The sequence below is a fragment of the Pseudoalteromonas sp. S1608 genome (assembly GCF_005887265.1).
GTDB classification, from domain to species: domain Bacteria; phylum Pseudomonadota; class Gammaproteobacteria; order Enterobacterales; family Alteromonadaceae; genus Pseudoalteromonas; species Pseudoalteromonas undina.
The window spans coordinates 1-12,969 of the sequence record NZ_PNDK01000059.1; the positions used below are offsets into that span (position 1 = coordinate 1).

The 12,969-nt window shown below is 40.9% G+C and carries 8 protein-coding genes, 2 tRNA genes and 1 other RNA gene; 2 read left to right on the plus strand and 9 right to left on the minus strand.

What is annotated here, in order from left to right:
• Nucleotides 1–324 precede the first annotated feature (324 nt).
• A complete protein-coding gene (locus tag CWB75_RS18210) occupies nt 325–1,524 on the plus strand; it encodes an alpha/beta hydrolase-fold protein (RefSeq protein ID WP_138571383.1) in 1,200 nt (399 codons plus the stop codon).
• Between the two features lie 159 nt (nt 1,525–1,683).
• Here CWB75_RS18210 and CWB75_RS18215 read toward each other — a convergent pair whose 3' ends face one another.
• The 4 genes from CWB75_RS18215 to CWB75_RS18230 are packed head-to-tail and all read right to left on the minus strand — an operon-like array spanning nt 1,684 to nt 5,971.
• Complete coding sequence (locus CWB75_RS18215; protein ID WP_138571384.1) at nt 1,684–2,850, minus strand: FAD-dependent oxidoreductase; 1,167 nt, start codon at nt 2,848–2,850, stop codon at nt 1,684–1,686.
• Nucleotides 2,847–4,034: a 2-octaprenyl-6-methoxyphenyl hydroxylase gene (gene ubiH, locus CWB75_RS18220; RefSeq protein WP_138571385.1), complete on the minus strand. Its 1,188-nt coding sequence runs from the start codon at nt 4,032–4,034 to the stop codon at nt 2,847–2,849. The genes CWB75_RS18215 and ubiH overlap by 4 nt, the downstream gene beginning before the upstream one ends.
• 14 nt (nt 4,035–4,048) lie before the next feature.
• Nucleotides 4,049–5,371: a Xaa-Pro aminopeptidase gene (pepP, locus tag CWB75_RS18225; protein ID WP_138571386.1), complete on the minus strand. Its 1,323-nt coding sequence runs from the start codon at nt 5,369–5,371 to the stop codon at nt 4,049–4,051.
• Nucleotides 5,372–5,407: 36 nt separating this feature from the next.
• A complete protein-coding gene (locus CWB75_RS18230; protein WP_008110427.1) occupies nt 5,408–5,971 on the minus strand; it encodes a UPF0149 family protein in 564 nt (187 codons plus the stop codon).
• Between the two features lie 225 nt (nt 5,972–6,196).
• On the opposite strand from CWB75_RS18230, the gene ssrS reads away from it, so the two are divergent.
• Nucleotides 6,197–6,380, plus strand: a non-coding RNA gene (gene ssrS / locus CWB75_RS18235) — 6S RNA.
• 146 nt (nt 6,381–6,526) lie between these two features.
• On the opposite strand, the gene CWB75_RS18240 is transcribed toward ssrS, so the two are convergent.
• The 5 genes from CWB75_RS18240 to CWB75_RS18260 form a co-directional block, all read right to left on the minus strand.
• Nucleotides 6,527–9,610 carry an efflux RND transporter permease subunit gene (locus CWB75_RS18240; RefSeq protein ID WP_138571387.1) on the minus strand — a complete coding sequence of 1,028 codons (3,084 nt, stop codon included), beginning with the start codon at nt 9,608–9,610 and terminating at the stop codon, nt 6,527–6,529.
• A complete protein-coding gene (locus tag CWB75_RS18245) occupies nt 9,607–10,902 on the minus strand; it encodes an efflux RND transporter periplasmic adaptor subunit (protein ID WP_138571388.1) in 1,296 nt (431 codons plus the stop codon). Before CWB75_RS18245 ends, CWB75_RS18240 begins: the two co-directional genes overlap by 4 nt.
• A complete protein-coding gene (locus tag CWB75_RS18250) occupies nt 10,892–12,307 on the minus strand; it encodes a TolC family protein (RefSeq protein WP_138571389.1) in 1,416 nt (471 codons plus the stop codon). The genes CWB75_RS18245 and CWB75_RS18250 overlap by 11 nt, the downstream gene beginning before the upstream one ends.
• Before the next feature lie 429 nt (nt 12,308–12,736).
• A tRNA-Thr gene (locus CWB75_RS18255) sits at nt 12,737–12,812 on the minus strand.
• A 43-nt stretch (nt 12,813–12,855) separates the two neighbouring features.
• Nucleotides 12,856–12,931: transfer RNA gene (locus CWB75_RS18260), tRNA-Phe, on the minus strand.
• Between the last annotated feature and the right edge of the window lie 38 nt (nt 12,932–12,969).

A 12,969-nucleotide genomic window follows, 5' to 3' on the forward strand; every position in this document is an offset into this window, starting at 1 on the left:
CATATTATACCGCAGAGTTCGCTTAGTAGGATAATTAAGCAACAAGGTTTTTTAAGCTTTGATAGATAAGTGTTAAAGGTTTCGGGTTTCGGGTTTCGGGTTTCGGGTTTCGGGTTTCGGGTTTCGGGAAGACATTATTGGATACTCCCTTTATATCAACAAATAAAATAAAGATAAGTGCTTAATATTTACGGGGTAGACGCCGAGCTTGAAAAGCATAGCTTTAAATTATTTAAGCTCTACATTTGCTTCTAAAATATAAACATTTACTCAAACCTAAAGCCGTGCAATTATCAAGCAACACATTATTAAATAAGGATATTTATGAAGCTTTTATTATCGCTTGTATTAATACTTACTTTTAGTACCTCTTTTTTAAGCTATGCAAACACCGCTACAACCGACATAACCGTAGGTAAAAAAGTCATTCTTCAATCAAAAATACTTAATGAAGATAGGCCTGTCAGAATTTTCATACCTGAAACCGTAAAAGACGAGCAGCCCCTTTATGTTATTTATTTACTTGATGGTGTTGAACACTTTCATACGGCGTCTGGCGTAATCAAATCCCTTGTTGATTACGATCAGATGCCTAATGCCATGCTTGTTGCTATTGATACAACTAACCGTGTTCGTGATTACTTACCCAAAGTACAAGGCGAACCTAAAACGGAGTTTCAAACCTTTGTTAAAAATAAATGGCCTGACGCTGGGCAAACTGACAATTTTTTAAAGTTTGTGTCTGATGAGCTCATGCCCTATATAAATAGCAATTACTCCACTAACGGCTACAGCACCTTAATTGGTCACTCTAATGCTGGTACATTAGTGCTTTATACTTTAGTTAATCAGCCAGAATTATTTAACAACTACATAGCTATAAGCCCAAATAGTTGGTGGAGTGATGAAGAGTTAAAGAATAATATTATTAAATACACTAAAAACCCTAAAGGTGCTCAAGAGTTATTTATTAGTGTAGCGAGTGAAGGCGCACGTTTTTATACAGGTGCATTAAATACGTTAGTAAATTTAGAACAACAAATGCCCACACAGCTAAAATGGGAATATAAGCATTACCCTACTTTTACTCATATGGGCACCATACTGCCAGCACTTAGCGATAGCTTAATTCACTTATTTAGCGACCTAATATTTAAAGTGACTGACGAGCACGGAAAATTTGCGGATGTATCATTGATTACCGGTTATTACCAAGCACTTAGTGATAAGTACGGATTTGAGCTTAAAATTCCACAAGATGTGTACGTAGAATTTGCGCATAGTCAGCAAAAGTTTGGTAACACTAAAAAAGCTATTTCCACACTTAAACGCTTTACTAGCGATTATCCTAATGCTGCATACTCCCACATGCGATTATCGCAAGGTTACACGGCTGACAAACAGTTTAAAGAAGCCGTTACCAGCATGACACACGCACTAGAACTTGCTAAACAGAACTCGCGTGACCCATTGTTAATCGATGCGCTCAAAGATATGGTGAATGAAGCACAAGAAAATTTGTAGCTCATTAATTTAAAGCATTACGAGCTTCACTTGTCGCGTCAGCAAGCTGTACGCATACACTAAAGAAAGCATTAGCCTATAAAAAAACCGATGCTTAAACTAAACATCGGTTTTTATTTTACTGAAAGCTGACAGCTAAAAACTGACCGCTTGTATTTATCACTTCCCTATCGCTTCTTTGGCGAACAGGTGCTTTATAGGCCCAAGATTATCAACCAGCGATAGCCCGACTCCGCGAATCAGCTTTTTAACTGGGTTTGCACCTTCAAATAGCTCTTTTAGCCCTTGCATCATGGCGATATGTTTTTGTGCGTCGAGCTTACGGGTGCGCTCGTAATCACGCAGTGTGCGCGTACTGGCAAATTCTTTGGCGTCTTGACTTAGTAGCTCAATTAAATAAGCGGCATCTTTTAGGCCCAGGTTCATACCGAGCCCTGCTAATGGATGAATGGTATGCGCTGCATCGCCCATTAACACCACCTTGTCATTAACCCATCGTTGGGCGTAACGCATTTTAAGTGGGAACGCGACGCGCTTACTTTGCACTTCACATAAACCACATTGGCCATCTATGGCAGCCATAACTGCTTTATTAAAGGCGGTGTCGTCCATTGCTAACAATTCATCGCAATGATTGGGGCTGGTTGACCACACAATTGAATGAGTATGCTCATCGCTTAGTGGTAAAAACGCTAGTGGCCCTGTTGGTAAAAATACTTGGCGTGCGGTATTTGCATGTGACTCTTTGGTTTTAACTGTCGCTACTAACGCATGATGATCGTAATCTTTAAAGCTCAGCGCCATATTAAACTGTTTACGAATCGCTGAATTTGCCCCATCCGCCGCCACCAGCAACTTAGCAATAATAGGTTCGCCAGTTTTTAAATTAATAAATACATCAGACTCACTTTGATGTATTTGCTGATACTCAGTATCAAACATCACTGTGGCATTACTTTGTTGCTCAAGCTCTTTTATTAGCGCAAAGCGAATAATATCGTTTTCAACAATGTGCCCTAAATGCTCAAGCTCAAGTTGCTCGTTATTAAAGGTTATTTTTCCAAAGCTGTCGGCATCGCGTACATCCATGTGCGTATAAGCACAAGCACGCTCAGCTATTATGTGTGGCCATACATTTAATTGCTCCAGTAAGGTCTGGCTGGCAATACTTAGTGCACTAACTCGTAAGCCATAATCATCGCTAGGTGAAGCTTGAGTTGGCGCAGCATCTAACACAGCCACGCTAATATTCGCTTTAGCAAGCCCGAGCGCCAGCGTTAACCCAACGCAGCCACCACCCACTATACAAACCTGTACTTGTTTCATAAACGTGTACCTTGTTTAACTTGACCCATTAATTGTTTTGCTAATGGGGCTTTTAATGCAGGGAATAAATCCATTGAAAATAGCCCAATACTTCGACCAAGCGCTAACACCCGTGATGAATTTGAAAAAAGTCGAACCAAGGCATCGGTCAATGTCATTACGGTTTTTATATCATCACGGCGCTTGATTGAATATTGACGAGTAAAAGCATAGCTACCTAAATCATGTTCACTGTTTGCCATTAAGTTACTCAGCACTTGTACATCTCGCAACCCTAAATTAAAGCCTTGTCCTGCAATAGGATGAATTGCGTGTGCCGCGTTGCCTATCACCACTGTGCGGTGCGTCGTTAACGATTCTATTTGCCCATAAACTAGAGGGTAGCTAGCGCGCATACCGACTTTTATAAACTGTCCTGCACGATAACCAAAGGCAGTTTGCAGCGCACTTATAAAGTCTGGTTCACTTAGCGACATATACTGCTCAATATGTTCTTGGCGCATACACCATACTAACGAATAGCGGTTATTACTCATGGGTAATAAAGCCATTGGGCCATTTTGGGTAAACCGCTCAAACGCCTGATGATGGTGTCCACCAGCGACTTCTATATTGGCAATAATCGCACCTTGTTTATAAGGCTGAGTATTGAAGCCGAGCCCTAATAAATTACGAGTTGGCGACTGTGCACCGTCGGCAATCACCAACAGCTTAGCACTGAGTTTTTCGCTACTTTGTAATGTAAGTTCATTACTATCGGCGTTTTGTTTTATCGCTGTTACGCTATCTGGGCAAAAAAGCGATATGTTTGATTGCATTAAACGCTGATGCAGCGCTCTGCCAAATGGGTTTACCTCTACCACATAACCTAATGAGGGTTTTGCAAACTCATCACACTGTATATGGGTTTTACCAAAGTGCCCTTTGTCTGACACACTCACTTTTTTTATGGCCGCAGCATAGGGAGCGTTCATTTCAAATAAATTGAGGCTTTGTAAATACTCTACCGACTGCTGGGCAAGTGCGATACTTCTGTCATCAAAGCTTGGATGATAATCAGTGGTTACTTGATTTGCTTCAATTACAGCAATATTTAAGCTGGGATTTTTTTTACTTATACTCAGTGCACAACTTGCGCCAACTAAACCACCACCAATTACTACAACATCAAACTGCTTAGCCACTTTTATCTCCAAGCTTATGCGTTTTTAGCGCTTTGCATTAGCGCTTCTATTTCACTAATTGTTTTAGGCACACTAATGGTTAAGTTGTCGTGACCTGAATCAGTTACTAATAAGTTATCTTCAATACGAATACCTATACCTTGGTATTTTTGAGGCGCATTTGAGTCTTTACTAATATACAGCCCAGGCTCAATGGTTAGCACCATACCCGGCTCTAAGACACGCTCTTGGTTATTAACCTTGTAATCGCCCACATCATGAACATCAAGTCCTAACCAGTGACCAAGACCATGCATGTAGTATTCTTTACAGGCACCTTGTGCCATTAATTCATCAAAATCGCCGGTTAAAATACCTAAATCAAGTAACCCTTGGGTTAGTACTTGCATAGCGAGTTTATTTGCCTGAGATAAAAGGCCACCGGGTTTTATTTCGCTAAATGCGATTTCTTGCGCTTTAAGTACAATATTATAAAGCGCAGCTTGCTCAGTGCTAAATTTACCGTTAACGGGGAAGGTACGTGTTATATCGGCGGCGTAGCCTTGTAGCTCACAGCCTGAATCAATCAGTACTAAGTCGCCATTGTTTAATACGTCGCTATTTTGGGTGTAGTGCAAAATATTGGCGTTATCGCCACTGCCGACAATAGTGCCATAAGCAGGATGTGGCGCACCGTTCATTGCATAGTGATGATGAAGCTCTGCCTCTAGTTGAAACTCGGTTGCGCCAACGTGGGAAAAACGCATGGCTCGCATGTGTGCTCGAGCGCTTATTTCACAGCCCTCACGCATAATGTTAATTTCGCCTGGCGATTTAAATAAGCGCATTTCATGCAATAAAGGGCGAATATCTTTAATTGTACTCGGTGCTGTATCCCCTTTTTTAGGGGCACTGCGCAAAGTGTTAAGCATTGAAAATACTTTGCCATCAAAGGCAGGATACTTCCCTTGTGCATAAAATAAAATCTGTTGGCCGTTCACCAAATTCAATAATTGTTCATTTAGCTCACTAAGTGCATAAGTTTTGTCGAATAAGTATTCGCTTTGTGCTTTTTCAAAACCAATGCGTCTGCCGTGCCATACCTCTGCAAGTTTGTCTTTATCTAAACAAAATAATAGTGAGGGTGTATCACTGTTTTTGCAAAGCACCAACACGGCATCGGGTTCGTTAAAACCAGTTAAGTAAAAAAAGTCACTGTCTTGTCGAAACGGATAATGAGTATCACGGCTACGCGTGAGCTCCGTTGCAGCGGGAATTATAGCAATACTGTTATTATCCATTGCCGCCAATAAACGCTCGCGGCGCGCTTTAAACTCTGACTTTTGTATTTCAACCATTAATAACTAACCCATTACTTTTGTTGTATTACTAAATTAATGCAGTGTTTTTTTGTTGCTTTGTGGGTTTTGCTCTTTGCCAAGTTCAGCAAAACACAGTAACGCCGATACGCGTACGTACTCAATCACTTCATGCAGTGCTTGGCTATCTTCTTCGGTTTCCTCAAAGGTTGTATCTAGGCGTGTAATCTCACTAAAGTCGCTGATCACTTCTTTTACATCTGCCGACAGCTTGCCATAATCTTTTTGCTTTAAGCCAAAACCCAACATAAACCCAGCTACCCATGATACGAGCCCGTTAGCCTGATCGATGAGTGTTTCGTCATCACTAGGTAAAAACAAGTCAAATTGAAACTCTTCGTTATTAAAACTTTCAACTACTTGTTGATAAATTTGGCCAAAAAACTGTTTTAAATCGTTGCTAAACGACTCGCCATCATTAAAGACATCGCTCAGTAAGCCTAAATATTCTTTATCGTCAATGCTTAGCCCACAAGCAAGTAAGCCGCTAATAACGCCATGCGCTTCTGCGGGTGATACAAATATTTCATTTTTCTCTAAAAGAAGTTGGGCTTTTTCGTAATCTGGTAAGTTATTCATAATGACGTCTTCGCTTTGCTAATTAAAGCAATGCTACCACTCGATAAAAAGCAACTCCAATGAATTCTATGACTGAGGTCAAAAGCAAGCGATTGAAAAGCAAATTGAGTTCAAAAAGCAATCTTAAAAGTAAATACAAGATTAAATTTGAAGGAAAACTGAGCGAACAGTTTAATTTTTTACGATTGGGGTTTAAGGATTGGAATATGTCTTATATACTAAATTTGTTCCCTGGGGTGCAGGAGCTTGGTTAAGTCCCTGAGCCGATAAATTTTATACTAGGATTTTTGTTCGTTTACTATTGTGCAAGCTCGGCATGTACCGAGAAGCCTACGGTAAACCGCAGATTTCCGCCCTGAAACCTCAAGGTTTCAGGACTGACACCGGGCACCGCATTCTCGGGGAACACTTTCCTTTATAGCTTAGGTTCTCAAGCATTTCTTTATCACTAAATATTCCCTATCTTTCGTCTTTAAATATATCGAACTGCGTTTCCACAGCCCGATATTAAACTTATTTCTAACACCTATCCCTTTGTCTTTTTAATGCCTAACACTACTTAAACCAACCTTGAAAGCGCTCCATCAGCATATAGTTAACGGGAACAAGTAATAAAGTTATAAAGGTCGCAAATATAATCCCAAATCCTAAGCTTACTGCCATAGGTATTAAAAACTGCGCCTGAGTCGCCTTTTCAAACAGCAGCGGCATTAAACCTATAAAAGTGGTTAAACTGGTGAGCATAACCGGGCGAAAGCGCGATGCGCCAGCAAGTTTAACTGCCTCTATTAAATCGCCACCTTCGCTGCGTTTTTTATTAATGAAATCGACTAATACAAGAGAATCGTTCACTACAACCCCTATTAACGCAAGCATACCTAGTAGGCTCATAATGGTTAAATCCATACCCATTATCCAGTGCCCTACTACTGCGCCAATCATGCCAAATGGAATAACACTCATAACAATAATTGGTTGCATGTATGACTTAAACGGAATGGCCAATAACGCATAAATTATAAAAAACACAAACACTAACGCCCAAACCAATGAGCCAAACGACTCTCTTTGCTCTTTGGCTTCACCTTCGAGTTTGTAATCAACACCTGGGTATTGCTGCATTAACTCGTCTAAATATTGTGCTAGGTCGGCTTGAAGCACCGTCATGTTGGTGTTGTTTTTTTCAATATCAGCCGTCACGTTTAGTGTGCGATAACGATCAATACGGTTTATGGTTGATGGGCTTTGTCCTGCCGTAAGTGTTGCCACGTGCGACAATGGCACAGAACCGCCATCGGGAGTGCTTATTAGTATGTTTTGTAAATCAGCTACAGAGCGGCGCTCATCAATAGGTAAACGAACCATTACACGCACGTCGTCTCGTCCGCGTTGAATACGCTGAACCTGCGAGCCAAAAAACGAATTACGCACTTGTCCTGCCACATTTACACGGTTTAAACCAAGCGCCAAACCTTGTTGCGTAAGCTCTATACGCAACTCTTCTTTACCGTCAGACATACTGTCAGCAATATCAAACACCGTTGGGTACGTTGCTAAACGATTTTTAATATTATCAGCTACATCTTGCAATATTGTTAGTGAAGTACCACTTAGTTGAACGTCTATTGGGTCTGAACTTCGGCCAATTTCAGCTCTAAATGTTAGGCTTTCAGCGCCAGGAATAACACCAATTAAATCGCGCCATTCACTAGCAAGCTCTCGCGAACCTATATCTGACTCACGCTGCTCAGCAGGTGTAATCTCAAAGCGTACCGCTCCGGAGTTAGACGCGCCACCGCGTCCGCCAGTAGTGGCTAATATATTTAAAATAACGCTTTCGCCTGTATTAGGATCGCGATATTTGTCTTGTAATTGCTGCGCTTTTTCAGACATATCAATCACGTATTTATTGGTTACTTCAAACGGTGTACCTGTTGGCAGTGTTAGATTGACTCGTACAGTTTCGCTAGGAATTCGTGGGAAAAAGATAAACTTAGTCCAACCACTGGTGATCATGGTTAAAATAATAAAAAATACCCCCACAAATAAACTAACCGTTGCTAGTTTATGGCGTAAAGCAGTGTTTAATATAGGTTGGTAATATTTTAAAATTGCACTTTCAAAGCCATCAGCAAAGCGTTGTTGAATCGCTTCAAGCTTAGATGGTTCACCTTTTTGGTGGCGTAGTTTTATGTATTTTAAATGTGCTGGTAATACAAATTTAGATTCAATTAGCGAAAACAATAAAACTGGAATAACCACTACCGGAATTTGTGCAAATAAGGCGCCGCGCGCCCCTTCAATAAATGCTAAAGGTAAAAAGGCAGCAACGGTAGTCAGTACACCAAAGGTAACCGGAGTCGCAACTTCTTGAGTACCCAATATAGCAGCCTGCTCACCGGATTTTGCCGTTTTTAAATGGGTATACACGTTTTCGCCGGTTACTATGGCGTCATCTACTACAATACCAAGTACTAAAATAAAGCCGAATAAGCTCATTATATTTAACGTTACACCAAAAATTGGCATCGCGATAAATGCGCCCATAAACGATACAGGAATACCAATAAACACCCAAAATGCAATTGCTGGGCGTAAAAATAGCGTGAGTAGTGCCAGTACTAAAATACCACCCTGTAAAGCATTACTGGTTAAGGTGGCGATACGGCTTTTAACTAGCTCTGAATCGTCGTCCCAATAACTTAGTTTAAAACCTTGTGGTAGCGTGGCTTGCTGTTCTTCAATGTAGTTTTTAACATCGTCTGCCACGGTTATCGCGCTTTGCGGGCCAATTCGGTAAACGTCTATAAACGCCGCTTGCTTACCATTAAAACGGGTGCGTACTGGCGTTTCTTCAAAATCGTCTTTAATTGTAGCAATATCACCTAAGCGGATAATCGTTCCGTCGGCTTGGTTTTTTACTACTATGCTGGCAAATTCATCTTTACGATAAGCCTGCCCTTTTGAGCTAATTAGTACATCGCCACCTTCTGTTTTTAAGTTACCGGCAGAAATATCAGAACTTGAATTAGCAATAGCACTCGATATTTGCGCAAGGCTTAGGCTATATTGGCGAAGTGTATCTTGGCCAACTTCAATGGCTAACTCGTAGTCTCGTACACCACTTAGCTCTACCTGCGTTACGTTAGGCAAACGCAGTATTTGATCTCGCACTTTTTCGGCATATTCACGCGTTTCTTTTTCGCCATAATCGCTTGATACAGTAACAGCTATTACTTCTCTTTTGCGCTCAGCCAGCGCAACAATCGGTTTTTCTGCATCGCCAGGAAATGTATTAATCGCATCGACTCGACTTTTAATATCAGCTAATAACTCACGAGGATCGTAACCGCTTTCAACCTCAATAGTTACAGAGCCTGAGCCCTCTGACGAGCGGCTAAATATTTGTTTAATTCCCTCTAAGTCTTGCACCGCTTCTTCAATACGAATAGTTACGCCCTGCTCTACATCTTCAGGGGTTGCACCACGCAAGCTAACACCTACGCTTATCATATCGGTTTCAAAGGACGGAAATACTTCAAGTGGTATTTTACTCGATAAACTAAATAGTCCCGACAACAACAAAGTTACTAACAATAAGTTGGCAGCAACATGGTTTTTGGTAAACCAAGCAATCATGCTTTATCTCCTTGCTTGGCCGCGCGACGATTTTTTATTAACTCTTCAACACTAATACCAAGCTCTTTTGCTTTTTGCTCTAGCTGCTCACGAGTCGGGCGCTTATTTTTAGGTACTTTTTCTTTTGGCTGTGCACCTAAAATACTCACTTTAGTGCCTGAGCTTACTTGACCTAGCGGCGTGACAACTAATTTATCGTTCGCTTTTAAACCGGTTTTGATCATTGCTTGATTGGCGTTTTGCCATGCAAAAGTAACGTTTTTACGCTTTAATACATCACCTTCAACCACATAAACATAAGTACCTTGATAAATTGTGCTGTTAGGAATGATCAACGCATTTTGCACTGTTTTACCCGCTATTTGCGCCTTAATGTATTGCCCTATTTTAATTGGATACTGATTACTGGCGGTTGATTTATATGGGTCGTCTATTTTTGCTACCACGTAAAGTTGCTGCGCGTTTTCGTCAATAGCGCCTTCAGTGCGTGCAAGTTGGCCTTGCCATGTTTGCTCACCCACTAAATCAGAACTAAATTTAACTAACGAACCCGCTTGGTTTTTAGCACCATCACGGTATTGCTCTGGCAGGTTTACAAACGAAAGGTCTTTATTTTTTATTGGTAAGCGAATTTCAACACTATCAATAGCGTAAATAGTGGCAAGTTGGGTATTGTTACTCACTACTTGACCTAAATCGACACTACGACTCAGTATGCGCCCAGCATAAGGTGCGGTAACCTTTGTACGCTCTAAATCAAGCTCTGCTTTTTCAAGAGCAGCTTGAGCCGATAGCACTTGTGCTTGCGCAGCTGCTAATTGCGGCTCACGTAATACCAAGCTGCTGGCTTGGCTTGAACCACCAAGGCGCTTCCAATCAGTCAGTGCTTGTTGCCCGCGAGCCTTTTCTTCTAATAAGCTTTGCTCTGCTGTGAGTAAATTAGCTTGAGCAGATTTAACCTCTGCCTGATGATCTCTATCATCTAGCTTTAATAACACGTCGCCTTTTTCAAAAAAGCCACCTTCTCTAAACTCATCACTCACTTCAATTATTTGCCCAGATGCTTGAGCAACAAGTAAGCTTTGTGTTCGAGGTTTTACTGTACCGTAGCTGTCTATCATTACTTGATAACTTTGAGGCACAAGCTCAAGTACAGATACACTAATTGCTGCTTTTGGTGCTGAACTAAAGCGTCTCGCCTCTGGCGGATTACTCTTAATAAAAAATACAATTAAAAGAGCGGTAACAACAACCGCGGCTGGAATAATAATTTTAGCTGTTTTAGTGTTCATCGTTATTGCTCTTTAAGTCGCTTGACGGTTTTTCAAAATCACCACCGAGGGCAACATGTAGGTTAATTCTATTTGCGATTAATTGGTTTTTAATTTGTATTAATGAACTTTGCGCATCGAACGAGCGCCCTTGTGCATCAAGTACCGTGGTATAAGTTACTAAGCCACTTTGATATTGCTCAAACGATAATTGCTCGGCCGCAAGTGCATTTTTTTGTGCTTCAAGGGTGCTGGTGTACTGCGCTTTTAAAGACTGCTGCTGCGATATTGCATTTTCTACATCAGCAAATGCATCGTACAAGGTTTGTAAATATTGCTGTTCTTGCTTTTGCGCATTCAGGCGTGCAATTTCTTCATTGGCTTGTAAACGTCCTCCCTCAAAAATAGGTGCCGAAATACTTCCAAGTAAAGACCATGCGAGGCTTGAAGGAGAAAACAAATCACTCAGCCTATCTGTACTATCACTTAAGCTTGCAGTTAAATTTAAACTAGGAAAGCGCTGTTTATGCGCATAAGCCAATGACGCATCACTAGCTAATAACTCATACCAACTGGCAAGTAATGCGGGCTTTCGGGTAATGAGCTCTGAAGGAATACCAACTGGAATTTCGGTATCAACAACCGGTAAGTCAGTGCTTGCTGCAATAGCTCCTTTTGGGTACTCACCTAGTAAGCGCTCAAGCACTCGCGCTGCACTTGATAAACTCGCTATTTGAGTGGCAATGCGTGAGCGTTCGTTATTAAGCTCATTGCGGGCTAAATAAACATCAAGCGCTTCGTTAATACCTTGGCGATAACCCGACTCAATTATATCGAGGTTTTGCTTAGAATTTTCTTCACGGCGTTTGTATAAATCAAGCAGCTGCTGCGCAGACACAACATCAAACCAACCTTGAACAACATCTGAAACAAGTTGTTGTTTAGCTTGTTCAAAACGCGCTTTTTGTGCTAAATAAGAAAGGTTAGCTTCTCGTTTTGAATCTGACAGCTTACCCCATAAGTCAACTTCGTAATTTAAGTTTAAGCTTACCGAGCTGGCATTATTATAGCTAACAGGCCGGTTATTTTTGCTTCGGCTAGTACGCGAAGATAAATCTAAACTAGGCCAAAGAGCTGATCCGGTTACTATTAGTTGCTGTTTAGTAATAGCGACATCATAGCTGGTTTGTAATAGTTGTTGGTTGTTTTTAAGCGCTTGTTTTACGTATTTGTTAAGTAATGGCGTGTGTAGTTGAGTTAACCATTCATCATCCACTTTTAATACAGAACTTGATGCTTGTTGTTGCCACTGCTGTGGTAAATTATTTGGAGTTTGTTCGCGCTGCGATGGGTTTAAGTTACTCGCACAACCGCTCAACACTATAATGCTTATTGCTAATAAAGATGGCTTATATTGCCACATCATGTTTAAACCTGATCAATGCTATTTATGAATGTTATTCAATCACTTTAGCAAACTTTGCTCAATTGACTTTACATAACATTACATAGCTTGCGGTGAAATTGTAAGTTCACTCAATGCGCTAAGTGTTAATACAACTATCAAAAACAAATGAGCAAGCTAACTTTTAATCAGAGAATTAATTTTAACTCTTAAAAAGTTGATATAGAAAATACGGCAGAGTTTGCTATTGGCATTACACCAGCTAAAGCGGAATAAAATTATAAATATATTTTGCATATGGAACGCGGTTTAATGCTGCGCCGAACTTAGGACAGAAACAAAAAAGCCTCGCATATGCGAGGCTTTGTATACATTCTTGCGACTAACCGAGTCGACGGGTAACTTGAACAGACTACTGATTACAGTTTCTTTTTCTAGCTACATTGTAAATGGTGCCGACTAACCGAGTCGAACGGTTGACCTACTGATTACAAGTCAGTTGCTCTACCAGCTGAGCTAAGTCGGCACACTAAAACAAAAAGCCTTGCATGAGCAAGGCTTTATATAAATGGTGCCTCGACCCGGAATCGAACCAGGGACACGAGGATTTTCAATCCTCTGCTCTACCAACTGAGCTATCGAGGCACTTAAACAGTGCTAATTAAATGTTATTAAAACACTTC